This window comes from Enterobacter sp. 241F3 (genome assembly GCF_034106785.1).
Lineage (GTDB): Bacteria > Pseudomonadota > Gammaproteobacteria > Enterobacterales > Enterobacteriaceae > Enterobacter > Enterobacter vonholyi.
The window spans coordinates 147,703-172,460 of record NZ_JAWNDD010000005.1; the positions used below are offsets into that span (position 1 = coordinate 147,703).

21 protein-coding genes and 1 pseudogene are annotated in these 24,758 nt (G+C 55.8%); 15 read left to right on the forward strand and 7 right to left on the reverse strand.

All coding sequences use genetic code 11. The features are described from left to right. The first annotated feature begins 12 nt into the window (after window positions 1–12). Both nhaA and nhaR read left to right on the forward strand, forming a co-directional pair. On the forward strand, window positions 13–1,188 hold the full coding sequence (gene nhaA, locus UR504_RS15025) for a Na+/H+ antiporter NhaA (RefSeq protein WP_320718516.1): 1,176 nt from the start codon (window positions 13–15) through the stop codon (window positions 1,186–1,188). 58 nt (window positions 1,189–1,246) lie between these two features. Next, window positions 1,247–2,146 carry a transcriptional activator NhaR gene (gene nhaR / locus UR504_RS15030; RefSeq protein ID WP_032660752.1) on the forward strand — a complete coding sequence of 300 codons (900 nt, stop codon included), beginning with the start codon at window positions 1,247–1,249 and terminating at the stop codon, window positions 2,144–2,146. Between the two features lie 57 nt (window positions 2,147–2,203). Here nhaR and rpsT read toward each other — a convergent pair whose 3' ends face one another. Further along, a complete protein-coding gene (gene rpsT / locus UR504_RS15035) occupies window positions 2,204–2,467 on the reverse strand; it encodes a 30S ribosomal protein S20 (RefSeq protein ID WP_003856458.1) in 264 nt (87 codons plus the stop codon). A gap of 101 nt (window positions 2,468–2,568) precedes the next feature. Between rpsT and UR504_RS15040 the strand changes: the two are divergent. The 13 genes and pseudogenes from UR504_RS15040 to folA all read left to right on the forward strand — a co-directional run bounded on the left by UR504_RS15040 (window position 2,569) and on the right by folA (window position 17,869). Further along, a pseudogene (locus UR504_RS15040) lies at window positions 2,569–2,787 on the forward strand (DUF2575 domain-containing protein). A 7-nt stretch (window positions 2,788–2,794) separates the two neighbouring features. Next, on the forward strand, window positions 2,795–3,721 hold the full coding sequence (gene ribF, locus UR504_RS15045; protein WP_032644021.1) for a bifunctional riboflavin kinase/FAD synthetase: 927 nt from the start codon (window positions 2,795–2,797) through the stop codon (window positions 3,719–3,721). Between the two features lie 45 nt (window positions 3,722–3,766). Further along, window positions 3,767–6,583, forward strand: coding sequence for an isoleucine--tRNA ligase (ileS, locus tag UR504_RS15050; protein WP_115876466.1), 2,817 nt, complete (start codon window positions 3,767–3,769; stop codon window positions 6,581–6,583). Further along, window positions 6,583–7,083 carry a signal peptidase II gene (gene lspA / locus UR504_RS15055; protein WP_127729576.1) on the forward strand — a complete coding sequence of 167 codons (501 nt, stop codon included), beginning with the start codon at window positions 6,583–6,585 and terminating at the stop codon, window positions 7,081–7,083. Before ileS ends, lspA begins: the two co-directional genes overlap by 1 nt. Before the next feature lie 52 nt (window positions 7,084–7,135). Further along, window positions 7,136–7,585: an FKBP-type peptidyl-prolyl cis-trans isomerase gene (gene fkpB, locus UR504_RS15060; protein WP_003856450.1), complete on the forward strand. Its 450-nt coding sequence runs from the start codon at window positions 7,136–7,138 to the stop codon at window positions 7,583–7,585. Between the two features lies 1 nt (window position 7,586). Continuing rightward, window positions 7,587–8,537, forward strand: a complete 951-nt coding sequence (ispH, locus tag UR504_RS15065) for a 4-hydroxy-3-methylbut-2-enyl diphosphate reductase (protein ID WP_115876464.1) — start codon at window positions 7,587–7,589, stop codon at window positions 8,535–8,537. 205 nt (window positions 8,538–8,742) lie between these two features. Continuing rightward, entirely contained in the window at window positions 8,743–9,564 is an 822-nt protein-coding gene (gene dapB / locus UR504_RS15070; RefSeq protein WP_127729578.1) for a 4-hydroxy-tetrahydrodipicolinate reductase, read from the forward strand. Between the two features lie 454 nt (window positions 9,565–10,018). Next, on the forward strand, window positions 10,019–11,167 hold the full coding sequence (gene carA / locus UR504_RS15075; protein WP_302235736.1) for a glutamine-hydrolyzing carbamoyl-phosphate synthase small subunit: 1,149 nt from the start codon (window positions 10,019–10,021) through the stop codon (window positions 11,165–11,167). An 18-nt stretch (window positions 11,168–11,185) separates the two neighbouring features. Further along, window positions 11,186–14,410 carry a carbamoyl-phosphate synthase large subunit gene (carB, locus tag UR504_RS15080; RefSeq protein WP_111964067.1) on the forward strand — a complete coding sequence of 1,075 codons (3,225 nt, stop codon included), beginning with the start codon at window positions 11,186–11,188 and terminating at the stop codon, window positions 14,408–14,410. A 139-nt stretch (window positions 14,411–14,549) separates the two neighbouring features. Then, window positions 14,550–14,783 carry a YgdI/YgdR family lipoprotein gene (locus UR504_RS15085; protein ID WP_003856439.1) on the forward strand — a complete coding sequence of 78 codons (234 nt, stop codon included), beginning with the start codon at window positions 14,550–14,552 and terminating at the stop codon, window positions 14,781–14,783. Between the two features lie 103 nt (window positions 14,784–14,886). Further along, a complete protein-coding gene (gene kefF / locus UR504_RS15090) occupies window positions 14,887–15,417 on the forward strand; it encodes a glutathione-regulated potassium-efflux system oxidoreductase KefF (RefSeq protein WP_047173708.1) in 531 nt (176 codons plus the stop codon). Beyond that, window positions 15,410–17,275 carry a glutathione-regulated potassium-efflux system protein KefC gene (kefC, locus tag UR504_RS15095; RefSeq protein WP_302235738.1) on the forward strand — a complete coding sequence of 622 codons (1,866 nt, stop codon included), beginning with the start codon at window positions 15,410–15,412 and terminating at the stop codon, window positions 17,273–17,275. Before kefF ends, kefC begins: the two co-directional genes overlap by 8 nt. Window positions 17,276–17,389: 114 nt before the next feature. Then, window positions 17,390–17,869, forward strand: coding sequence for a type 3 dihydrofolate reductase (gene folA, locus UR504_RS15100; RefSeq protein WP_008502023.1), 480 nt, complete (start codon window positions 17,390–17,392; stop codon window positions 17,867–17,869). Between the two features lie 39 nt (window positions 17,870–17,908). On the opposite strand, the gene apaH is transcribed toward folA, so the two are convergent. From apaH to lptD, 6 genes are read right to left on the reverse strand one after another with little or no spacing between them, the layout of a single operon-like run. Then, a complete protein-coding gene (apaH, locus tag UR504_RS15105; protein ID WP_320739860.1) occupies window positions 17,909–18,757 on the reverse strand; it encodes a bis(5'-nucleosyl)-tetraphosphatase (symmetrical) ApaH in 849 nt (282 codons plus the stop codon). Window positions 18,758–18,761: 4 nt separating this feature from the next. Then, a complete protein-coding gene (gene apaG, locus UR504_RS15110) occupies window positions 18,762–19,139 on the reverse strand; it encodes a Co2+/Mg2+ efflux protein ApaG (RefSeq protein ID WP_008502021.1) in 378 nt (125 codons plus the stop codon). 3 nt (window positions 19,140–19,142) lie between these two features. Then, entirely contained in the window at window positions 19,143–19,964 is an 822-nt protein-coding gene (gene rsmA, locus UR504_RS15115; RefSeq protein WP_023310362.1) for a 16S rRNA (adenine(1518)-N(6)/adenine(1519)-N(6))-dimethyltransferase RsmA, read from the reverse strand. Continuing rightward, a complete protein-coding gene (gene pdxA / locus UR504_RS15120; RefSeq protein WP_032660737.1) occupies window positions 19,961–20,947 on the reverse strand; it encodes a 4-hydroxythreonine-4-phosphate dehydrogenase PdxA in 987 nt (328 codons plus the stop codon). The genes rsmA and pdxA overlap by 4 nt, the downstream gene beginning before the upstream one ends. Continuing rightward, a complete protein-coding gene (gene surA / locus UR504_RS15125; RefSeq protein WP_115876459.1) occupies window positions 20,947–22,233 on the reverse strand; it encodes a peptidylprolyl isomerase SurA in 1,287 nt (428 codons plus the stop codon). The genes pdxA and surA overlap by 1 nt, the downstream gene beginning before the upstream one ends. Window positions 22,234–22,286: 53 nt before the next feature. Further along, window positions 22,287–24,632, reverse strand: a complete 2,346-nt coding sequence (gene lptD, locus UR504_RS15130; RefSeq protein ID WP_271368860.1) for an LPS assembly protein LptD — start codon at window positions 24,630–24,632, stop codon at window positions 22,287–22,289. Between the last annotated feature and the right edge of the window lie 126 nt (window positions 24,633–24,758).

The following is a 24,758-nucleotide window of genomic DNA, read 5'->3' on the forward strand; positions in this document are numbered from 1 at the left end:
GAGAGAACTTAAATGAAATTACTACACCGTTTCTTTAGCAGTGAGGCGTCCGGTGGCGTGATCCTGATTATTGCCGCAGCGGCCGCGATGGTGCTGGCTAACCTTGGCATCACGCAGGATCTCTACCATGCATTTCTGGAAACGCCCGTTGAGCTGAAGGTCGGGGCGCTGGAAATTAACAAGAACATGCTGCTGTGGATCAACGATGCGCTAATGGCGGTGTTCTTCCTGCTGGTGGGGCTTGAGGTCAAGCGTGAGCTGGTACTGGGCTCGCTTGCCAGCCGCCAGCGCGCGGCGTTCCCGGTCATTGCCGCGCTCGGTGGGATGGTGGTGCCGGCGCTGCTCTTCATGGCATTCACCTGGCAGGATCCGATTGCACGTCACGGCTGGGCGATCCCGGCCGCAACGGATATCGCCTTTGCGCTCGGGGTGCTGGCATTGCTGGGAAGCCGCGTGCCGGTGGCCCTGAAAATTTTCCTGATGGCGCTGGCGATCATTGATGACCTGGGCGCCATTGTGATTATCGCGCTGTTCTACACCAGCGATCTGTCGATCCTGTCCCTGAGCGTGGCTGCCGGGGCGATTGCGGTGCTGGCGCTGCTGAACATCTTTAATGTGCGCCGTATTGGAATCTATATCCTGGTGGGGATGGTGCTGTGGACGGCGGTGCTGAAATCCGGCGTGCATGCCACGCTGGCTGGGGTAATCGTCGGCTTCCTCGTGCCGCTTAAGCCGCAGGACGGCAAGTCGCCCGCTAAGCAGCTGGAGCATGTGCTGCACCCGTGGGTCGCCTTTATGATCCTGCCCCTATTTGCGTTTGCCAACGCGGGCGTTTCCCTCGGCGGCGTGACGCTGGACGGGCTGACGTCCGTACTGCCGCTGGGCATCATTGCCGGGCTGTTTATCGGTAAGCCGCTGGGCATTAGCCTCTTCTGCTGGCTGGCGACGAAGCTGAAGCTGGCGTCATTGCCGCACGGCACCACGTTTAAGCAGATTATGGCCGTCGGCGTGCTGTGTGGAATCGGGTTTACGATGTCGATCTTTATTTCGACGCTGGCGTTTGGTACGCATGCGCCTGAGCTTATCGTCTGGGCGAAACTCGGCATTCTTATCGGGTCATTACTGGCCGCGGTAATCGGTTATACCTTGCTGAAGGTAAAATTGTCCGGACAGGCCGTCCGGGCATAACGGAACACCGGGAGGAGGCGATCCTTCTCCCGATACACACTCAGGGAGAGAAGACGAGATGTCTCATTTAAATTACAACCATCTGTACTACTTCTGGCACGTCTATAAGCAGGGCTCGGTGGTGGGAGCGGCAGAGGCGCTCTACCTGACGCCGCAAACCATCACTGGGCAAATCAAGGCGCTGGAAGAGCGTTTGCAGGGCAAGCTGTTCAAGCGTAAGGGGCGTGGGATTGAACCCAGCGAACTGGGCGAGCTGGTGTTTCGCTACGCGGACAAGATGTTCACCCTGAGCCAGGAGATGCTGGATATTGTCAACTACCGCAAAGAGTCGAACCTGCTCTTTGACGTGGGCGTGGCGGATGCGCTGTCCAAACGGCTGGTGAGCGGCGTGCTGGACGCGGCGGTGGTTGAAGATGAACAAATTCATCTGCGCTGCTTTGAATCCACCCACGAGATGCTGCTCGAACAGCTGAGCCAGCACAAGCTGGATATGATTATCTCGGATTGTCCGATTGATTCCACCCAGCAGGAAGGGCTGTTCTCGGTAAAAATTGGCGAATGCGGCGTGAGCTTCTGGTGCATTAATCCGCCGCCGGAAAAACCGTTCCCCGCGTGCCTTGAAGAGCGCCGCCTGCTGGTGCCGGGAAGACGCTCAATGCTGGGACGCAAGCTGCTGAACTGGTTTAACTCGCAGGGGCTAAAGGTAGAAATCCTCGGCGAGTTTGACGATGCGGCGCTGATGAAAGCCTTTGGCGAAGCGCATAACGCCATCTTCGTTGCGCCGACGCTGTACGCGCACGATCTCTATTCGGACGATAAGATTACGGAGATAGGCAGAGTGGATAACGTGATGGAGGAGTATCACGCCATATTTGCCGAAAGGATGATTCAGCACCCGGCGGTGCAGCGAATCTGTAACCGTGACTACTCGGCGCTGTTTACGCCACCGGCAATCTGAAGGCATAAAAAAACCCGCGTTAAGCGGGTTCTTTAAACAAGCAACAACAAGTAGCGATTAAGCCAGTTTGTTGATCTGCGCGGTCAGGTTTGCTTTATGACGCGCTGCTTTGTTTTTGTGGATCAGACCTTTAGCAGCCTGACGATCCACGATTGGTTGCATTTCGTTAAATGCGTTCTGCGCTGCAGCTTTGTCGCCTGCTTCGATTGCTGCGTATACTTTCTTGATGAAAGTACGCATCATAGAGCGACGGCTTGCGTTGTGCTTACGAGCCTTTTCAGACTGAACGGCACGTTTCTTAGCTGATTTGATATTAGCCAAGTCCAACTCCCAAATATGTTCTATGTGGACAATTCAAAGGCCGAGGAATATGCCCTCTTTGCCTTCTTTTGTCAATGGATTTGTGCAAATAAGCGCCGTTAATTAGCGACGCTACGTTACGTAGTGATGGCGCAGGATTCTACCAGCTTGTCTTCCCTGAATACAGCCTTTCGGCATAAAAATCGCAGTTCACGAGCAGATTTTTTCGCTGCGAAAGGTCAGCCTGATGAAATCATTACGGCTTTCTGTTTTGCGCGAACAATCGCCGGTTAACCTTAACCGCTGTACAAGGTATACTTTGGCGATTTTCACTGTTTTGAGCCAGACATGAAGCTGATACGCGGCATACATAATCTCAGCAGCGCACCGCACGGGTGCGTGCTGACTATTGGTAATTTCGACGGCGTGCATCGTGGTCATCAGGCGCTGTTGCAGGGATTGCGTAAAGAAGGGGAGGCCCGCGGCCTGCCTGTTGTAGTGATGATTTTCGAGCCGCAGCCGCTGGAGCTGTTCGCGGGCGATAAATCTCCCGCCCGCCTCACTCGCCTGCGCGAGAAGTTGCGCTATCTGGCGGAGTCCGGCGTGGACTATGTATTGTGTGTACGTTTCGATCGCCGCTTTGCCGCGCTGACAGCACAAAATTTCGTCAGCGACCTGCTGGTTAAGCGCCTTGGCGTGCAGTTTCTCGCCGTGGGCGATGATTTCCGCTTTGGCGCTGGTCGTCAGGGCGATTTCTTGCTATTACAGAAGGCTGGTCTGGAGTACGGTTTTGACGTCACCAGCGCGATGACCTTCTGCGAAGGCGGCGTGCGCGTCAGCAGCACGGCGGTTCGCCGGGCACTGGCCGATGATGAACTGGATACGGCTGAAACCCTGCTGGGGCATCCGTTTACTATCTCTGGCCGCGTGGTCCATGGCGATGCGCTGGGCCGCACGATAGGCTTCCCGACGGCGAATATACCGCTGCGTCGTCAGGTTTCCCCGGTTAAAGGGGTTTATGCGGTGGAAGTGGCAGGACTGGGCGATAAGCCGTTCTACGGCGTCGCCAACATTGGCACGCGTCCGACCGTCGCGGGTGTGCGTCAACAGCTAGAAGTGCACCTGCTGGACGTTGTAATGGACCTGTATGGTCGCCATATAGATGTGATACTGCGTAAAAAAATACGCAACGAGCAGCGATTTGGTTCGCTGGATGAACTAAAAGCGCAAATTGCGCGAGATGAATTGACGGCCCGCGAGTTTTTTGGGCTTTGAACCCGGCTTAACTGCCTACGTGATAAATACGGAACCGAGAATCTGATGAGTGACTATAAATCAACCCTGAATTTGCCGGAAACAGGGTTCCCGATGCGCGGCGATCTCGCCAAGCGCGAACCGGGAATGCTGGCGCGTTGGACCGATGATGACCTGTACGGCATCATTCGTGCAGCCAAAAAAGGCAAAAAAACCTTCATTCTGCATGATGGCCCTCCATATGCGAATGGCAGCATTCATATTGGTCACTCGGTTAACAAGATTCTGAAAGACATTATCGTGAAGTCCAAAGGGCTCACGGGCTATGACTCGCCTTACGTTCCAGGCTGGGACTGCCACGGTCTGCCAATCGAGCTGAAAGTGGAGCAAGAGTTTGGCAAGCCGGGTGAGAAGTTCACCGCCGCCGAGTTCCGTGCGAAGTGTCGCGAATATGCAGCCACGCAGGTCGACGGTCAGCGCGCTGACTTCATCCGTCTGGGCGTGCTGGGCGACTGGTCGCACCCGTACCTGACCATGGATTTCAAAACTGAAGCCAACATCATCCGTGCGCTGGGCAAAATCATCGGTAACGGTCACCTGCACAAAGGCGCTAAGCCGGTGCACTGGTGCGTGGACTGCCGCTCTGCGCTGGCAGAAGCGGAAGTGGAATATTACGACAAAACTTCCCCATCTATCGACGTGGCGTTCCATGCCGTCGATCAGGATGCGGTGAAGGCTAAATTTGGCGTCTCCTCGGTAAACGGCCCGATCTCTCTGGTGATCTGGACCACCACTCCGTGGACTCTGCCTGCCAACCGTGCGATCTCCCTGTCCGGTGAGTTCGAATACGCACTGGTGCAGATTGACGGTCAGGCGGTTATCCTGGCGAAAGATCTGGTTGAGAGCGTGCTGAAGCGCGCGCATATCAGTGACTACACCGTGCTGGGCACCGTGAAAGGTGACGCCCTGGAGCTGATGCGCTTCAAGCACCCGTTCCTGGACTTCGACGTTCCGGCGATCCTGGGCGATCACGTGACGCTGGAAGCGGGTACCGGTGCGGTGCATACCGCCGGTGGCCACGGTCCTGACGACTACAACATCAGCCTGAAGTACGGTCTGGAAATCGCTAACCCGGTCGGCCCGGACGGTTCTTATCTGCCTGGCACCTACCCGGCGCTGGATGGTATCAACGTCTTCAAAGCGAACGACATTATCGTCGACATGCTGCGTACCAGCGGCGCGCTGCTGCACGTAGAAAAAATGCAGCACAGCTATCCGTGCTGCTGGCGTCACAAGACCCCGATCATCTTCCGTGCGACCCCGCAGTGGTTCGTCAGTATGGATCAGAAAGGCCTGCGTGAGCAGTCTCTGAAAGAGATCAAAGGCGTGCAGTGGATCCCTGACTGGGGCCAGGCGCGTATCGAATCCATGGTAGCTAACCGTCCTGACTGGTGTATCTCCCGTCAGCGTACCTGGGGTGTACCGATGTCTCTGTTCGTGCACAAAGAGACGCAGGAACTGCACCCGAACACCCTGGAACTGATGGAAGAAGTGGCGAAGCGCGTCGAAGTTGACGGCATTCAGGCGTGGTGGGATCTCGACGCCCGCGACATCCTGGGCGCTGATGCAGATAACTACGAGAAAGTGCCGGATACCCTGGACGTGTGGTTCGACTCCGGGTCTACCCACTCCTCCGTGGTTGACGTGCGTCCGGAATTCGCCGGTCACGCTGCCGATATGTATCTGGAAGGGTCGGACCAACACCGCGGCTGGTTCATGTCATCTCTGATGATCTCCACCGCCATGAAGGGTAAAGCACCTTACCGTCAGGTACTGACTCACGGCTTCACCGTGGATGGACAGGGCCGTAAGATGTCCAAATCTATCGGTAACACCGTTTCTCCGCAGGATGTGATGAACAAACTGGGCGCAGACATCCTGCGTCTGTGGGTGGCGTCGACCGACTACACCGGCGAAATGGCGGTGTCTGACGAGATCCTGAAGCGTGCTGCCGACAGCTATCGTCGTATCCGTAACACCGCGCGCTTCCTGCTGGCGAACCTGAACGGGTTCGATCCGGCAAAAGACATGGTGAAACCGGAAGAGATGGTGGTGCTGGACCGCTGGGCGGTAGGCTGCGCGAAAGCGGCGCAGGACGATATCCTGAAAGCCTATGAGTCTTACGACTTCCACGAAGTGGTGCAGCGCCTGATGCGCTTCTGCTCCATCGAGATGGGCTCGTTCTACCTCGACATCATCAAAGACCGCCAGTACACCGCGAAAGCGGACAGCGTGGCGCGTCGTAGCTGCCAGACCGCGCTGTTCCACATCGCAGAAGCGCTGGTACGCTGGATGGCGCCGATCATGTCCTTCACCGCGGATGAAATCTGGGGCTATCTGCCTGGCGACCGTGAGAAGTATGTCTTCACGGGTGAGTGGTACGAAGGTCTGTTCGATCTCTCCAGCACCGAAGCGATGAACGATGCCTTCTGGGACGAGCTGCTGAAGGTGCGTGGCGAAGTGAACAAGGTTATCGAGCAGGCGCGTGCAGACAAGAAAGTCGGCGGCTCTCTGGAAGCGGCAGTCACGCTGTACGCTGAACCGGAGCTGGCGGCGAAGCTGATCGCGCTGGGCGATGAATTACGATTTGTCCTGTTGACCTCCGGTGCGAAAGTTGCGGATTATGCCGAGGCTTCTGCTGATGCTCAGCAGAGCGAATTGCTCAAAGGACTGAAAGTCGCGCTGAGCAAAGCCGACGGTGAGAAATGCCCGCGTTGCTGGCATTACACTACCGATGTCGGTCAGGTGGCGGAACACGCAGACATCTGCGGACGCTGTGTAAGCAACGTCGCCGGTGACGGCGAAAAACGTAAGTTTGCCTGATGAGTAAAACTCTCTGTTCAACAGGACTGCGCTGGCTGTGGCTGGTTGTGGTGGTGCTGATTATCGATCTGGGCAGCAAATTCCTGATCCTCCAGAATTTTTCTCTGGGGGAGACGGTCCCGCTGTTCCCGTCGCTTAACCTGCACTACGCGCGTAACTACGGCGCAGCGTTTAGTTTCCTTGCCGACAGCGGTGGCTGGCAGCGCTGGTTCTTTGCAGGTATCGCTCTCGGTATCTGCGTGATCCTGGCGGTGCTGATGTACCGCTCGAAGGCCACGCAAAAGCTGAATAACATCGCCTACGCGCTGATCATTGGCGGCGCGCTGGGCAACCTGTTTGACCGCCTGTGGCACGGCTTTGTGGTCGATATGATTGACTTCTACGTCGGCGACTGGCATTTCGCGACCTTTAACCTGGCCGATACGGCAATTTGTATCGGTGCGGCGTTAATCGTGCTGGAAGGCTTCTTGCCTAAACCGGCTGCGAAAGAGCAGGCGTAACACACTCGCCCGGTGGTGTAATGCCACCGGGCAAAACAAGCGAGCAATTTGCATGTCTAAATCCGTACAGAGCAACAGCGCGGTTCTCGTTCACTTCACGCTGAAGCTGGATGACGGCTCTACGGCCGAATCCACCCGCAATAACGGCAAACCGGCCCTGTTTCGTCTTGGCGATACCTCCCTGTCTGAAGGTCTTGAGCAGCAGCTTCTGGGCCTGAAAGAGGGAGAGAAAAAAGCCTTTTCGCTGGAGCCGGATGCCGCGTTTGGCGTGCCGAGTCCGGACCTGATCCAGTATTTCTCGCGCCGCGAGTTTATGGATGCGGGTGAACCGGAAATCGGCGCGATTATGCTCTTTACCGCTATGGACGGCAGCGAAATGCCTGGCGTGATCCGCGAAATCAACGGCGACTCCATTACCGTTGACTTCAACCATCCGCTTGCCGGGCGTACCGTTCATTTTGATGTTGAAGTGCTGGAAATCGATCCTGCACTGGAGGCCTGAAATGCAGATCCTGTTGGCTAACCCGCGCGGCTTCTGCGCCGGTGTAGACCGCGCTATCAGCATTGTTGAAAACGCGCTGGAGATTTACGGCGCGCCGATTTATGTGCGTCACGAAGTGGTGCACAACCGCTACGTGGTCGACAGCCTGCGCGAGCGCGGCGCCATCTTCATTGAGCAGATCAGCGAAGTGCCGGACGGTGCGATCCTGATCTTCTCCGCGCACGGCGTCTCGCAGGCGGTCCGTAACGAAGCGAAAAGCCGCGACCTGACCGTCTTCGATGCCACCTGTCCGCTGGTGACAAAAGTGCATATGGAAGTGGCGCGCGCCAGCCGTCGTGGTGAAGAGTCGATTTTGATTGGCCATGCCGGTCATCCGGAAGTTGAAGGCACCATGGGCCAGTACAGCAACCCGGAAGGGGGAATGTATCTGGTTGAGTCGCCTGAAGATGTCCTTACGCTGAACGTGAAAAACGAAGCGCGTCTGTCGTTTATGACCCAGACGACGCTCTCCGTAGACGATACCTCAGACGTGATTGACGCCCTGCGTCAGCGCTTCCCGAAAATCGTCGGCCCGCGTAAGGATGATATCTGCTACGCAACCACTAACCGTCAGGAAGCGGTGCGCGCGCTGGCTGAACAGGCGGATGTGGTGCTCGTGGTCGGCTCCAAAAACTCATCTAACTCCAACCGTCTGGCCGAACTGGCGCAACGCATGGGGAAAATGGCTTTCCTGATTGATGACGCGTCGGATATTCAGGAAGCGTGGGTTAAAGACGCGGCCTGTGTCGGCGTGACGGCCGGGGCGTCTGCGCCAGATATTCTGGTTCAGAACGTCATTTCCCGTCTGCAGGAGCTGGGCGGTGGCGAAGCGGTGCCGCTGGAAGGTCGTGAAGAGAACATCGTTTTCGAAGTCCCGAAAGAACTGCGCATCGACGCCCGCGAAGTTGAATAGTCCTTTTTCTGATGAAAGGCCAGCACCTCCTGTGCTGGCCTTTTTTTTACCCGTTACTTTATCGTGACGACAAAATCATGTCTTTTACTGATATTTAAGTCGGTTTCACGTTAAATTCTAATTATCGGTGTTTTCAGTTGGCAGTGCTTCTCAAGGCTGGTTAATCTGAAAACGGTTTACATCATTTTAACGTAAGAGAATAACTATGCATGATGCACAGATCCGTGTCGCCATTGCGGGCGCGGGTGGACGTATGGGCCGTCAGCTTATTCAGGCGGCACTTCAGATGGATGGCGTAGCGCTTGGCGCGGCACTGGAGCGAGAAGGTTCTTCGCTTCTGGGGACCGATGCCGGTGAGCTGGCGGGCGCTGGCCACACGGGTGTTACCGTGCAAAGCAGTCTGGAAGCGGTAAAAGAGGACTTCGATGTATTCATCGATTTTACCCGCCCGGAAGGGACGCTCACGCATCTGGCGTTTTGTCGTCAACACGGCAAGGGGATGGTGATCGGCACCACCGGTTTTGACGATGCGGGCAAACAGGCTATCCAGGATGCATCAAAAGAGATTGCGATTGTCTTCGCGGCAAACTTCAGCGTGGGCGTTAACGTCATGCTGAAGCTGCTGGAGAAGGCCGCGAAGGTGATGGGCAATTATACCGATATCGAGATTGTAGAAGCTCACCACCGTTACAAGGTTGATGCGCCATCTGGCACGGCGCTGGCGATGGGCGAAGCGATTGCTCATGCACTTGATAAAGATTTAAAAGACTGCGCGGTCTATACCCGCGAAGGCTACACCGGCGAACGCGTACCTGGCACCATCGGTTTCGCAACCGTGCGAGCGGGTGACATCGTCGGCGAACACACGGCGATGTTCGCCGATATTGGCGAACGTGTCGAAATTACGCATAAAGCCTCAAGCCGAATGACGTTCGCCAACGGCGCCGTACGTTCCGCTTTGTGGCTTAAAAGCAAGAAAAGCGGTCTTTTTGATATGCGAGATGTGCTCGATCTCAACAATTTGTAAGCATTATTACCCATCGTGATGTGGTTATTGCAGTCGTAATTGTTTGATTGCATAGGGCAATATTTTATTGCCCTTTTATTTTATCTGTTACATGCGCTATTTTTAATTAAGCATCTAAATTTCTTTATCTTGTAGCGTTTTAACGTTACTGAAATGTAAATTTTGACCATCCGGTCCACTTTTTCATGCTCCAACACGACATTTTTTATTAAACCAGGCGCGCAAGCGTTTTCCGCGGTGATTTACCTGATCTTTTTGTCGCTTAAGCCGCATTACTCTCACCAGGGCTGCAAAACACTAAACAAAATATCCGTTTTAAGTTGACTTTTACCCACCAAATCTCCAGAATGCCGCCGTTTGCCAAAAATCCGCTGGCAACACATTTGCATTGATTCATGACACGGTTATGAATTAATATGCAAATAAAGTGAGTGAATATTCTCTGGAGGGTGTTTTGATTAAGTCAGCGCTATTGGTTCTGGAAGACGGAACCCAGTTTATCGGTCGGGCCATAGGGGCAACGGGTTCGGCGGTTGGGGAAGTCGTTTTCAATACTTCAATGACCGGTTATCAAGAAATCCTCACTGATCCTTCCTATTCTCGCCAAATCGTTACTCTTACTTATCCTCATATCGGCAATGTCGGCACCAATGCGGCTGACGAAGAATCCTCTCAGGTACATGCGCAAGGCCTGGTCATCCGCGACCTGCCGCTGATTGCCAGCAACTTCCGCAATACCGAAGATCTTTCTTCTTACCTGAAGCGCCATAACATAGTGGCGATTGCCGATATCGATACCCGTAAGCTAACGCGTCTGCTGCGCGAGAAGGGTGCACAGAACGGCTGCATCATCGCGGGTGATAACCTCGATGCGACGCTGGCGCTGGAAAAAGCGAAAGCCTTCCCTGGCCTGAACGGCATGGACCTGGCGAAAGAAGTGACTACTGCTGGAGCCTACAGCTGGACTCAGGGTAGCTGGACGCTGGAAGGCGACCTGCCGGAAGCGAAAAAAGAGAGCGAGCTGCCGTTCCACGTGGTGGCCTACGATTTCGGCGCCAAGCGCAACATCCTGCGCATGCTGGTTGACCGCGGCTGCCGCCTGACGGTGGTTCCTGCACAAACGTCTGCCGAAGACGTGCTGAAGATGAATCCGGACGGTATTTTCCTGTCCAACGGTCCTGGCGACCCGGCGCCGTGTGATTACGCCATCGCCGCCATCAAGTCCTTCCTGGAAACCGACATCCCGGTATTCGGCATCTGCCTCGGCCATCAGCTGCTGGCGCTGGCTAGCGGTGCGAACACCGTTAAGATGAAGTTCGGCCACCACGGTGGTAACCACCCGGTGAAAGACATCGATAACAACACGGTGATGATCACCGCGCAGAACCACGGCTTTGCCGTCGATGAAGCCTCAATGCCGGCTAACCTGCGCGTGACCCATAAGTCGCTGTTCGATGGCACCCTGCAGGGTATCCACCGTACCGATAAGCCAGCATTCAGCTTCCAGGGCCACCCTGAAGCCAGCCCGGGTCCACACGACGCCGCGCCGCTGTTCGATCACTTCATCGAACTTATCGAGCAATACCGTAAGACAGCTAAATAATCAGGAGCCGAGAAGACAATGCCAAAACGTACAGACATAAAAAGCATCCTGATCCTTGGCGCTGGCCCGATCGTGATCGGCCAGGCCTGCGAATTCGACTACTCCGGCGCGCAGGCGTGTAAAGCCCTGCGCGAAGAGGGTTACCGCGTTATCCTGGTGAACTCCAACCCGGCAACCATCATGACCGACCCGGAAATGGCAGATGCAACCTACATCGAGCCGATTCACTGGGAAGTGGTGCGTAAAATCATCGAGAAAGAGCGTCCGGACGCGGTGCTGCCAACCATGGGCGGCCAGACGGCGCTGAACTGTGCGCTGGAGCTGGAGCGTCAGGGCGTGCTGGAAGAGTTCGGCGTGACCATGATCGGTGCGACCGCCGACGCCATTGATAAAGCAGAAGACCGTCGCCGCTTCGACGTGGCAATGAAGAAAATCGGCCTCGACACCGCGCGTTCCGGTATCGCACACAATATGGAAGAAGCGCTGGCCGTTGCCGCAGAAGTGGGTTATCCGTGCATCATCCGTCCATCGTTCACCATGGGCGGCACCGGCGGCGGTATCGCCTACAACCGTGAAGAGTTCGAAGAGATTTGTGAGCGCGGTCTTGATCTCTCCCCAACCAAAGAGCTGCTGATTGATGAATCGCTGATTGGCTGGAAAGAGTACGAGATGGAAGTGGTGCGTGATAAAAACGACAACTGCATCATCGTCTGCTCCATCGAAAACTTCGATGCGATGGGTATCCACACCGGCGACTCCATCACCGTTGCGCCAGCCCAGACGCTGACCGACAAAGAGTATCAAATCATGCGTAACGCCTCGATGGCGGTACTGCGTGAAATCGGCGTGGAAACCGGCGGTTCTAACGTGCAGTTCTCGGTGAACCCGAAAACCGGCCGCCTGATTGTTATCGAAATGAACCCGCGCGTGTCCCGTTCCTCCGCGCTGGCCTCTAAAGCGACCGGCTTCCCGATTGCGAAAGTGGCGGCGAAACTGGCGGTGGGTTACACCCTCGACGAGCTGATGAACGACATCACCGGTGGCCGCACGCCTGCGTCCTTCGAGCCGTCCATCGACTACGTTGTGACAAAAATTCCTCGCTTCAACTTCGAGAAATTCGCGGGCGCGAACGACCGTCTGACCACCCAGATGAAATCTGTCGGTGAAGTGATGGCGATTGGCCGCACCCAGCAGGAATCCCTGCAAAAAGCGCTGCGCGGCCTGGAAGTGGGCGCGACCGGCTTTGACCCGAAAGTGAGCCTGGATGACCCGGAAGCGCTGACTAAAATCCGCCGCGAGCTGAAAGACGCGGGCGCAGAGCGTATCTGGTACATCGCCGATGCCTTCCGTGCGGGCCTGTCCGTGGACGGCGTGTTCAACCTGACCAACATCGACCGCTGGTTCCTGGTGCAGATTGAAGAGCTGGTCCGTCTGGAAGAACAGGTTGCCGAGCTGGGCATCACCGGTCTGGACGCTGACTTCCTGCGCGTGCTGAAGCGTAAAGGCTTCGCCGACGCGCGTCTGGCTAAGCTGGCGGGCGTGCGTGAAGCAGAAATCCGCAAGCTGCGCGACCAGTACAACCTGCACCCGGTCTACAAGCGCGTGGACACCTGTGCGGCTGAATTCTCGACCGACACCGCGTACATGTACTCCACCTATGAAGACGAGTGCGAAGCGAACCCGTCAGTCGACCGCGACAAGATTATGGTGCTGGGCGGCGGTCCAAACCGTATCGGCCAGGGCATCGAGTTCGACTACTGCTGCGTACACGCCTCGCTGGCGCTGCGCGAAGACGGTTACGAGACCATCATGGTCAACTGTAACCCTGAAACGGTTTCTACCGACTACGACACCTCTGACCGCCTCTACTTCGAGCCGGTTACCCTGGAAGACGTGCTGGAAATCGTGCGCATCGAGAAGCCAAAAGGCGTTATCGTGCAGTACGGTGGCCAGACCCCGCTGAAGCTGGCGCGCGCGCTGGAAGCGGCGGGCGTACCGGTTATCGGTACCAGCCCGGATGCGATTGACCGCGCGGAAGACCGCGAGCGTTTCCAGCAGGCGGTTGACCGTCTGAAGCTGAAACAGCCGGCGAACGCCACCGTGACCGCTATCGAGCAGGCCGTTGAGAAGGCGAAAGAGATTGGCTACCCGCTGGTGGTGCGTCCTTCCTACGTGCTGGGCGGCCGCGCGATGGAAATCGTTTATGACGAAGCCGACCTGCGTCGCTACTTCCAGACCGCAGTGAGCGTTTCCAACGATGCGCCAGTGCTGCTCGACCGCTTCCTCGACGACGCGGTGGAAGTAGACGTTGACGCCATCTGCGACGGCGAAATGGTGCTGATTGGCGGCATCATGGAGCATATCGAGCAGGCAGGCGTGCACTCCGGCGACTCCGCCTGTTCTCTGCCAGCGTACACCCTGAGCCAGGAGATTCAGGACGTGATGCGCCAGCAGGTGCAGAAGCTGGCCTTCGAGCTGCAGGTTCGCGGCCTGATGAACGTCCAGTTCGCGGTGAAAGACAACGAAGTCTACCTGATTGAAGTCAACCCGCGTGCGGCACGTACCGTACCGTTCGTCTCCAAAGCCACCGGCGTACCGCTGGCGAAAGTGGCGGCGCGCGTGATGGCGGGCCAGACGCTGGCGCAGCAGGGTGTGACCAAAGAGATCATTCCACCGTACTACTCGGTGAAAGAAGTGGTGCTGCCGTTCAACAAATTCCCGGGCGTTGACCCGCTGTTAGGGCCAGAAATGCGCTCTACCGGTGAAGTGATGGGCGTGGGCCGCACCTTTGCCGAAGCGTTCGCGAAGGCGCAGCTGGGCAGTAGCTCTACCATGAGAAAATCAGGCCGTGCGCTGCTCTCCGTTCGCGAAGGCGACAAAGAGCGCGTGGTTGACCTGGCCGCCAAGCTGCTGAAACAGGGCTTCGAGCTGGACGCAACCCACGGTACGGCGATTGTGCTGGGTGAAGCCGGCATCAATCCGCGTCTGGTGAACAAGGTGCATGAAGGTCGTCCGCACATTCAGGACCGTATCAAGAATGGCGAATACACCTACATCATCAACACTACCGCAGGCCGCCAGGCGATTGAAGACTCCAAGCTGATTCGCCGCAGCGCGCTGCAGTACAAGGTGCACTACGACACCACCCTGAACGGCGGTTTCGCAACGGCTATGGCGCTGAACGCGGATGCCACCGAGAAGGTGATTTCAGTGCAGGAAATGCACGCGCAGATTAGCAAGTAAGTAAAAATGCCCGGTGCCGTTCGGCTGCCGGGCATTCTCCCCATCTTCAGAACCTTCTGGTTTTTCATCCGGTTTCAGTCAGTTAGCCTAAAATGGTTAGGTCGATAACGAAATTCAACTGAGAGCAGGGGAAAACACCATGCAAAATAAATTACTGATCGCTTCCGTTCTGGCTGCTACGGCAATGTTTACCGTTGCGGGCTGTTCGTCTAATCAGGCCGTAAAAACCACCGATGGCAAAACCATCGTCACCGACGGCAAACCGCAGGTGGATGACGATACCGGTCTGGTGTCGTACAAAAACGCCGAAACCGGCCAAACCGAGCAGATTAACCGTGACCAGGTGAAATCCATGGGCGAGCTGGATAACTAATTCAGAATTCTGACGTAAGCCCGTCAATAATATTCACTATTAGCCTGTTGAATTACTGACTACACTCTTTTGTTAAAAGAAAGCAGTAACAACAGGCTAATCAATGATTCTGATAATTTATGCCCATCCTTATCCGCAGCACTCGCATGCGAATAAGCGGATGCTTGAGCAGGTAAGGACGCTTGATAACGTAGAGATACGTTCCCTCTATCAACTTTATCCCGATTTTAATATCGATATCGCCGCCGAACAGGAGGCGCTCTCCCGTGCCGATCTGATTATCTGGCAGCACCCCATGCAGTGGTACAGCACGCCCCCGCTGCTGAAACTGTGGATTGATAAAGTCTTCTCCCACGGCTGGGCGTATGGACACAACGGCCATGCGCTAAAAGGGAAAAGCCTGATGTGGGCGGTCACCACCGGCGGTGGGGAAAGCCATTTTGATATCGGTTCCTTCCCGGGTTTTGACGTCCTGGCGCAGCCGCTGCAGGCGACAGCGCTCTATTGCGGTCTGAACTGGCTCCCGCCTTTTGCGATGCACTGCACGTTTGTTTGCGACGATGAAACGCTGCAGGCGCAGGCTCGCCATTATAAACAACGCTTACTTGAGTGGCAGGAGACGCACCATGGATAGCCATACGCTGATACAGGCGCTGATTTACCTCGGCGCGGCGGCGCTGATTGTGCCCGTGGCGGTACGCCTGGGGCTGGGCTCTGTTCTCGGCTATCTGATTGCGGGCTGCGTCATTGGGCCGTGGGGCTTTCGACTGGTCACGGATGCCGAGGCGATTCTCCATTTTGCTGAAATCGGCGTTGTGCTGATGCTGTTTGTGATTGGCCTGGAGCTCGATCCCCAGAGGTTGTGGAAGCTTCGCGCCTCGGTATTTGGCGGAGGGGCACTGCAGATGGTGGCCTGCGGCCTGCTGCTGGGTGGGTTCTGCATCCTGCTGGGTATGGACTGGAAAGTGGCAGAGCTCATCGGCATGACGCTGGCGCTCTCCTCAACGGCTATTGCCATGCAGGCGATGAACGAGCGAAATCTGACGGTATCCCAGATGGGACGTAGCGCGTTCTCGGTGCTGCTGTTCCAGGATATTGCCGCTATTCCGCTGGTGGCGATGATCCCGCTGCTGGCAGCCAGCGGTTCCTCTACCACGCTGGGCGCTTTCGCGCTGTCGGCACTGAAGGTGGCGGGCGCGCTGGCGCTGGTGGTGCTGCTTGGCCGTTACGTGACCCGCCCGCTGCTGCGGTTTGTTGCCCGTTCAGGCCTGCGCGAAGTGTTCAGCGCCGTGGCGCTGTTCCTGGTGTTTGGCTTTGGTCTGCTGCTGGAAGAAGCCGGGCTGTCGATGGCGATGGGGGCGTTCCTCGCAGGCGTCCTGCTGGCGAGCTCGGAATACCGTCACGCGCTGGAAAGCGATATCGAGCCGTTCAAAGGGTTGCTGCTGGGGCTGTTTTTCATCGGCGTGGGGATGTCCGTCGACTTCGGCACGCTGGTGACGCACCCGCTGCGGATCGTCATCCTGCTCGTCGGCTTCCTGATCATTAAAATGGTAATGCTGTGGCTGATTGCGCGTCCGCTGAAGGTTCCAAATAAGCAGCGCAGCTGGTTTGCGGTTCTGCTGGGGCAGGGGAGCGAATTTGCGTTTGTGGTTTTTGGCGCTGCGCAGATGGCAAACGTGCTCGATCCCGAGTGGGCGAAAGCGCTGACGCTGGCGGTCGCGCTCTCGATGGCCGCAACGCCCGTTCTGCTGGTGGTGCTGACGCGTCTGGAAAAATCGGGTAGCGAGCAGGAGCGCGAAGCCGATGAAATTGACGAAGAACAGCCGCGCGTCATTATTGCCGGATTTGGCCGCTACGGGCAGATCGTTGGCCGTCTGCTGCTGTCCAGCGGGGTGAAGATGGTTATCCTCGATCACGACCCCGACCATGTCGATACTCTGCGTAAATTTGATATGAAGGTATTTTACGGCGATGCGACCCGCGTCGATCTATTGAAATCCGCCGGTGCGGCCAAAGCGGAGGTATTGATTAACGCGATTGACGATCCGGAGACCAGCATGCAGATGGTGGAAATGGCGAAAGAACATTTCCCGGATCTGACCATTATTTCCCGTGCCCGCGATGTGGATCATTATATCCGTCTCAGGCAAGCGGGCGTAGAAGCCCCTGAGCGTGAAACCTTCGAAGGCGCGCTGAAATCTGGCCGTATGGCGCTGGAAAATCTGGGGCTCGGCGCGTATGAAGCGCGCGAGCGGGCGGACCTGTTCCGCCGCTTTAACACCGAGATGGTCGAAGAGATGGCGGCGATGGCCGGGAGTACGGCCACCGAGCGCGCGGCGGTGTTTAAACGCACCAGCGCCATGCTGACGGAAATCATTAACGAGGACCGTAATCACCTGTCGCTGATCCAGCGTCACGGCTGGCAGGGCACGGAAGAGGGCAAGCATACCGGCGATCCGTCTGACGAACCGGAGAGTAAACCTTCCGCGTGAAGTGGAGTTGCCAGCAATATTAAAAAATTTCTTTATCTTTACTCTGCCGCCAGTCGACGAAAGATTAAGCTTTCCGTATAGTGGCGGCAATTTTTTGCATCCGGGAAATTTTCAATGATCAGTCTGATTGCAGCGCTGGCGGTGGACCGCGTTATCGGTATGGAAAATGCCATGCCGTGGAACCTGCCTGCCGATCTCGCATGGTTTAAACGTACTACGTTAAACAAGCCGGTAGTGATGGGCCGCCTGACCTGGGAGTCGATTGGTCGTCCATTGCCGGGCCGTAAGAATATTGTTATCAGCAGCCAGCCGGGCACTGACGATCGCGTCGAATGGGTAAAATCAGTCGACGAGGCGATTGCTGCATGCGGCAATGCCGAAGAGATCATGGTGATCGGCGGTGGGCGCGTGTACGAGCAGTTCCTGCCAAAAGCGCAGAAGCTGTATCTGACCCACATTGATGCAGAAGTGGAAGGGGATACTCATTTCCCGGACTACGATCCGGACGAGTGGGAATCGGTATTCAGTGAATTCCACGACGCGGATGCACAGAACTCCCACAGCTACTGCTTCGAGATTCTGGAACGTCGTTAAGTGATTTTCCCTCTCCCGGCCGGGAGAGGGAATAGCGTATCAGGAGGCGACTGCCTCGCCTTCTCCTAAGTCCAGCTGTCGGTTGGACGGCTGCACAAAGTAAGCTTTATCTTCCCAGCGTAAACAGGTTAACTCTCCGCCCCAGCAGCATCCGGTATCCAGACCGTAAATCCCTCCCGGCGTTCCTTTTCCTTCCAGTGCCGCCCAGTGACCAAATACCACGCTGTACTCGCTTGTCACCGGCCCCGGAATGGCAAACCACGGTTTCAGCGGAGCGGGCGCACTTTCCGGCGTCTCTTTGGAATACATGTCCAGCTGTCCGTTCGGGAAGCAGAAGCGCATGCGGGTAAAGGCGTTGGTGATAAAGCGTAGACGGGCCAGACCGCTGAGATCCTCGCTCCAGTGGTTCGGCATATCGCCGTACATGGCATCGAGGAAGAAAGGATACGAGTCGCTTGCCAGCACCGCCTCAACGTCGCGCGCGCAGGTTTTCGCCGTCTCAAGATCCCATTGCGGGGTGATCCCGGCATGCGCCATGACCAGCTTTTTCTCCTCGTCGACCTGCAGCAGCGGCTGACGGCGAAGCCAGTTAATCAGATCGTCCGCGTCCGGCGCATCCAGCAGCGGAGTGAGGCGATCTTTAGGTTTGTTGCGGCTGATCCCGGCGAACACCGCCAGCAGATGCAGATCGTGATTGCCCAGCACCATGCGGACGCTGTCGCCCAGCGATTTGACGAAACGTAATACTTCAAGGGAGCCGGGGCCACGCGCGACTAAATCGCCCGTAAGCCAGAGCGTGTCCTGTCCTGGCGTAAAGTCGACCTGTTTTAATAATGCGATCAGTTCATCGTAGCAACCGTGAACGTCGCCAATCAGATATGTAGACATTAGATTAATGAATAAGTGTGGTTACGGCGAGACGGAACACGGGAATGGCAACGCGGAAATCATTGCCATCGACATCGACCATTTCATAATGGCCCTGCATCGTACCCATCGGCGTTTCAATCACCGCGCCGCTGGTGTACTGGTACTCTTCGCCAGGGGCGATGTGGGGCTGTTCACCGACCACACCTTCACCCTGAACTTCGATTTCGCGGCCATTGCCGTTGGTGATAAGCCAGTAGCGTCCGCGCAGCTGCACGGGCGTCCGCCCCAGATTGCGAATGGTCACGGTGTAAGCAAAGACAAAACGTTCTTCGTCCGGTGATGACTGTGATTCAACATAGACGCTTTGTACATGGACACATACGCGGGGCGAATCAATCATGGCTTAACTCTCCTTCGGCGGCGCATTATCGCTGATGTAATTAGCCAGCTTGCAGTATTGCTCTACGGAAATGTTCTCCGCACGCATTGCCGGGTCGATTCCCAGTTCGGCTAACACCTCAACGGTAAAGGAATTGCTGAGGCTGTTACGGATCGTTTTACGACGCTGGTTAAAGGCTTCAGTGGTAATGCGGCTCAGTACACGCAGATCTTTAACCGGATACGGTTTCGTTTTGTGCGGTACAAGGCGCACAACCGCTGAATCCACTTTCGGTGGTGGTGTGAACGCTGACGGCGGTACTTCGAGTACCGGGATCACGTTGCAGTAATATTGTGCCATCACGCTTAAACGACCATACGCTTTACTGTTCGGGCCTGCAACCAGACGGTTAACAACCTCTTTTTGCAACATGAAGTGCATGTCGGCAATGGCATCAGTATAGCTAAAGAGGTGGAACATGAGTGGCGTGGAGATGTTGTACGGCAGGTTGCCGAAGACGCGCAGCGGCTGGCCCATTTTTTCCGACAGTTCGCCAAAGTTCATGGTCATGGCGTCCTGCTGATAGATGGTCAGCTTCGGCCCGAGGAACGGGTGCGTTTGCAGGCGAGCGGCCAGATCGCGGTCCAGTTCGATGACGGTCAGCTCGTCAAGGCGTTCGCCTACCGGCTCGGTCAGCGCGGCAAGGCCCGGGCCGATTTCGACCATCGCCTGACCTTTTTGCGGATTAATAGCCGAGACAATGCTTTCGATCACGAACTGATCGTTAAGGAAGTTTTGCCCGAAACGTTTACGGGCTAAGTGGCCCTGATGGACTCGATTAGTCATTGAGTATTAACAATCATTTTGATGGCGAGATTAAGCGCCGTAATAAAACTGCCGACATCCGCTTTCCCTTGGCCTGCCAGATCCAGCGCAGTACCATGGTCAACGGACGTTCGAATAAAGGGTAAACCGAGGGTGATATTCACCCCGCGGCCAAAGCCCTGGTATTTTAGCACGGGCAGGCCCTGATCGTGGTACATCGCGAGCACTGCGTCGGCATTATCCAGGTATTTCGGCTGGAAAAGAGTATCTGCAGGGAGCGGCCCGCTGAGGTTCATCCCCTTCGCCCGCATTTCGTTGAGCACCGGAATAATGGTGTCGATCTCTTCGGTGCCCATGTGCCCGCCTTCGCCGGCGTGCGGATTCAGGCCACAGACCAGCACATGCGGCTGCGGTATCCCAAACTTTGTCTGCAGATCGTGGTGCAAAATCCCGATGATCTCGCGCAGGAGTTCAGGGGTGATCGCATCCGGAATGGCTTTGATCGGCAGATGGGTGGTCACCAGCGCAACGCGCATTTCCTCCGTCGCCAGCATCATCACCACTTTCGGGCTACGTGAGCGCTCTTCGAAGAACTCCGTATGCCCGGTAAACGGTATACCCGCTTCGTTGATGACGCCTTTATGGACGGGACCGGTAATCAGGGCGGCAAATTCGCCCTTCAGGCAACCGTCGCAGGCGCGCGCCAGGGTTTCCACGACATAGTGGCCGTTTTCCGTGCTGAGTTGTCCCGGAATAACCGGTGTACGAAGCGGAACAGAAAGAAGGGTGAGTGTACCGGCTTGCTGCGGTGCAGGCTGTTGGCCTTCAACGTAAGGGATAAGCGTTAAAGGCAGACCGAGCAGCGTTGCCCGGTCTTGTAACAGTGTTGCATCGGCGCAGACAACCAGTTCTACAGGCCAGCTGCGCTGGGCGAGCTGGACAACGAGGTCAGGCCCAATCCCGGCGGGTTCGCCGGGCGTGATCACAACACGATGCTGTTTCATTAGTTGCTCAGAATTTTCACGTATGCGCTGGCGCGTTGTTCCTGCATCCAGGTGGCTGCTTCTTCAGAGAACTTACGGTTAAACAGCATACGGTAGGCTCTGTCTTTCTGTGCCGCATCCGTTTTATCAACGTTACGGGTGTCCATCAGCTCGATCAGATGCCAGCCAAACGAAGAGTGGACCGGCGCGCTGATCTGGCCTTTGTTCAGCTTCATCAACGCATCGCGGAAGGCAGGATCGTAAATATCCGCAGCCGCCCAGCCCAGATCGCCGCCCTGGTTAGCAGAGCCTGGATCCTGAGAGAACTCTTTTGCTGCCTTCTCAAAAGAGGTTTTACCGCTCTTAATGTCTGCTGCAATCTGTTCCAGCTTCGCACGCGCCTGATCGTCAGTCATGATCGGTGACGGTTTCAGAAGAATGTGGCGAGCGTGAACTTCGGTGACGGAGATATTTTGGCTCTGGCCACGCAGATCGTTCACCTTCAGAATGTGGAAGCCCACGCCTGAACGGATTGGACCCACTATATCCCCTTTCTTCGCCGTGCTCAGCGCCTGAGCAAAGATGGATGGCAGCTCCTGAATACGTCCCCAGCCCATCTGGCCGCCTTTCAGCGCCTGTTGGTCAGCGGAGTAGGTGATAGCCAGCTTGCCAAAGTCTCCGCCGTTACGCGCCTGTTCGACAATAGAACGCGCCTGGCTTTCAGCTTCCGCAGCCTGATCGGAAGTTGGGTTCTCTGGCAGTGGGATCAGGATGTGGCTCAGGTTCAGCTCTGTGCTCGCATCGTTCTGGTTACCCACCTGTTTTGCCAGCGCGTCCACTTCCTGAGGCAGGATAGTCACGCGGCGACGCACTTCGTTGTTACGCACTTCCGAAATCAGCATCTCTTTACGGATCTGATTACGGTAGGTGGCGTAGCTGATGCCGTCATAGGCCAGACGGCTGCGCATCTGGTCTAAAGACATATTGTTCTGCTTCGCGATGTTAGCGATCGCCTGATCGAGCTGCTCGTCAGTGATCTTCACACCCATTTTCTGCCCCATCTGCAGAACGATCTGATCCATGATCAGACGCTCCAGGATCTGGTGGCGCAGCGTGGCGTCATCCGGAAGCTGTTGACCGGCTTCACCCGAATTGAGCTTCACCGATTTCATCAGACCGTCAACGTCACTTTCAAGCACGACGCCGTTGTTAACCACAGCAGCGACTTTATCAACAACCTGGGGGGCGGCGAAGCTGGTATTCGCAACCATAGCGACACCGAGCAGCAGCGTTTTCCAGTTCTTCATACTTTTTCCATTTCAATTAACCGCAAAGCGGATTACGTTGCAAATCAAGCACATTACAAGGCGCTACTGTACGGCAGAATATTCGAGCGCAGCATTTTCTGAGTACCCAGGCCGTAGTTGGAACTCAGGCCGCGTAACTCGAAGTTAAAGCCAATCACGTTATCGTATTTGCTCTGATTGTTTTCCCAGCCGTTAAGCTTACGTTCGTAGCCGAGACGCAGCGCGTAACAGCAGGAGTTATACTGCAGGCCCACCATCTGGTCAGCAGCTTTATTGGCGTTAGTGTCGAAGTAGTACGCGCCTACGATTGACCAGCGGTCGGCGATTGGCCAACTCGCTGCGCCACCCACCTGCGAAATACCGTCTTTATACTGCTCGGCAGTACCATAGTTCGGTAGCGTCGCCTGAATATATTCCGGGCTGGCATAACGATAGGTCAACTGCACCATACGATCTTCATCCCGGCGATACTCAATCGCCGCCGTACTGTTGGCGATATTGTCGAGACGGGTGTCATATTGGACGCCGCCGCGCAGACCCCAACGATCGGTCATACGCCAGTAGGTGTCACCAGCCCAAATCAGCGAACCTGTCTTGTTATCTTTCTCCCACTTAATATTGTCATCGCCCGTGCGAGACTCGGTGAAATAGTAGATTTGACCAACAGAAACGTTAAAACGTTCAACGGCAGCGTCATCATAAACGCGCGATGTGACCCCGGTCGTTAACTGGTTCGCTGAGGCGATGCGGTCAAGGCCGCCGTAGGTACGATCGCGGAACAGGCCGCTATAGTCAGATTGCAGTAAAGAGGAGTCATAGTTATTGATGTTGCTCTGGTCGCGATAAGGCACGTACAGGTACTGCATACGTGGCTCCAGCGTCTGGGTATAGCCATCCGCCAGAAGTGCCATATTGCGTTCGAAGATCAGCTTACCGTCCATTTTGAACTGCGGAAGCGTACGGTTTACGGATTCCTCAAGATGGGCGTTGTTGCTGGTATTGTAATCATCAATATTTTTTTGCTGATAATGGGTCGCCATCAGCTTGGCTTCCGTATTCAGGCTTGCCCAGTCATTCGACCATGGCAAGTTGATAACGGGCTCCAGGTGAACACGGGTGGCTTCCGGCATATTGGAATTGGTGTTCACAAAATGCACGGCCTGGCCATAAATACGAGTGTCGAACGGACCCACGTCATTCTGGTACCAGTTAACGTCCAGCTGAGGCTCGGCGCCATAGGTACTTGCCGTCTGGCTGGAGAATACCTGGAACTGTTTGTTGGTTACCGTCGCATCGAAGTTCTGAACCGCGTAGCCAACGCTGAAAATCTGTGTGGCATAGCCATCGGTACTCGAACCGTATTTGGATGAGAAATCATTGAAGTAGTTCGGGTCACTGACTTTGGTGTAGTTGACGTTGAAACGCCAGACCTTGTCCATCACCCCGGAATGCTGCCAGAAATACATCCAGCGGTGCTTATCGCCTTCGGTTGGATGCTCGTCCTGGAAAACTTTATCCGACGGCAGATAATCCAGCTCCATCAGACCCGCACCAGCCTGGGTCAGATAGCGGAACTCATTCTCCCACATGATGTTGCCGCGCTTGTGGATATAGTGCGGCGTGATCGTCGCATCCATGTTTGGCGCGATGTTCCAGTAATACGGCAGGTAGAACTCAAAGTAGTTCGTGGTGCTGTATTTGGCATTCGGGATCAGGAAACCGGAGCGACGTTTGTCACCCACGGGAAGCTGCAGATAAGGGCTATAGAATATGGGCACCGGACCCAGCTTGAAGCGGGCGTTCCAGATCTCTGCGACCTGTTCTTCGCGGTCATGGATAACCTCGCTCCCGACCACGCTCCAGGTATTTGAACCCGGCAGACATGACGTGAACGTACCGTTTTCCAGGATCGTATAGCGGTTTTCACCGCGCTGTTTCATCAGGTCTGCGTCACCGCGCCCCTGGCGACCCACCATCTGGTAATCACCTTTCCAGACGTTGGTATCTTTCGTATTCAGGTTTGACCAGGCTTTCGGACCTTTCAGGATGACCTGATTGTCGTCATAGTGCACATTACCCAGCGCATCCACCGTTCGTACCGGCTCGGCCGCACCTTCCGGTTGTTTCTGGTGCAGCTGCACTTCATCTGCCTGCAGGCGGCTATTGCCCTGGTTAATATCGACATTGCCCGTAAACGTGGCATTGTCAGGGTAAGTCCCTTTTGAACTGTCGGCAGTAATGGTTACCGGCAAGCTATTTGTATCGCCACTCACCAGTGGGCGATTATAGCTTGGGACGCCAAGCATACACTGCGAGGCGAGATCGGCCGCCAGACCCTGTTGACTGTACAGGGCTGAGCCAATCATTGTGGCCAGGAGGGTGGGGATACGTTTTTTCATACGTTGTATTTTATTGTTCCGTCATCAGTGGCTACGGCTTATAAACGCTCAGAGACTATCTTACTCATCTGCGCAGTACCAGCGTTAATCCTGCCCGTTTGCGTGCCAGAGTGTTAGGCTCGCTAT

Coding starts and splice junctions, on each gene's coding strand:
- nhaA (WP_320718516.1), top strand. CDS start 13: ATGAAATTACTACACCGTTTCTTTAGCAGTGAGGCGTCCGGTGGCGTG.
- nhaR (WP_032660752.1), top strand. CDS start 1,247: ATGTCTCATTTAAATTACAACCATCTGTACTACTTCTGGCACGTCTAT.
- ribF (WP_032644021.1), top strand. CDS start 2,795: ATGAAGCTGATACGCGGCATACATAATCTCAGCAGCGCACCGCACGGG.
- ileS (WP_115876466.1), top strand. CDS start 3,767: ATGAGTGACTATAAATCAACCCTGAATTTGCCGGAAACAGGGTTCCCG.
- lspA (WP_127729576.1), top strand. CDS start 6,583: ATGAGTAAAACTCTCTGTTCAACAGGACTGCGCTGGCTGTGGCTGGTT.
- fkpB (WP_003856450.1), top strand. CDS start 7,136: ATGTCTAAATCCGTACAGAGCAACAGCGCGGTTCTCGTTCACTTCACG.
- ispH (WP_115876464.1), top strand. CDS start 7,587: ATGCAGATCCTGTTGGCTAACCCGCGCGGCTTCTGCGCCGGTGTAGAC.
- dapB (WP_127729578.1), top strand. CDS start 8,743: ATGCATGATGCACAGATCCGTGTCGCCATTGCGGGCGCGGGTGGACGT.
- carB (WP_111964067.1), top strand. CDS start 11,186: ATGCCAAAACGTACAGACATAAAAAGCATCCTGATCCTTGGCGCTGGC.
- UR504_RS15085 (WP_003856439.1), top strand. CDS start 14,550: ATGCAAAATAAATTACTGATCGCTTCCGTTCTGGCTGCTACGGCAATG.
- kefF (WP_047173708.1), top strand. CDS start 14,887: ATGATTCTGATAATTTATGCCCATCCTTATCCGCAGCACTCGCATGCG.
- kefC (WP_302235738.1), top strand. CDS start 15,410: ATGGATAGCCATACGCTGATACAGGCGCTGATTTACCTCGGCGCGGCG.
- folA (WP_008502023.1), top strand. CDS start 17,390: ATGATCAGTCTGATTGCAGCGCTGGCGGTGGACCGCGTTATCGGTATG.
- apaH (WP_320739860.1), bottom strand. CDS start 18,757: ATGTCTACATATCTGATTGGCGACGTTCACGGTTGCTACGATGAACTG.
- apaG (WP_008502021.1), bottom strand. CDS start 19,139: ATGATTGATTCGCCCCGCGTATGTGTCCATGTACAAAGCGTCTATGTT.
- rsmA (WP_023310362.1), bottom strand. CDS start 19,964: ATGACTAATCGAGTCCATCAGGGCCACTTAGCCCGTAAACGTTTCGGG.
- pdxA (WP_032660737.1), bottom strand. CDS start 20,947: ATGAAACAGCATCGTGTTGTGATCACGCCCGGCGAACCCGCCGGGATT.
- surA (WP_115876459.1), bottom strand. CDS start 22,233: ATGAAGAACTGGAAAACGCTGCTGCTCGGTGTCGCTATGGTTGCGAAT.
- lptD (WP_271368860.1), bottom strand. CDS start 24,632: ATGAAAAAACGTATCCCCACCCTCCTGGCCACAATGATTGGCTCAGCC.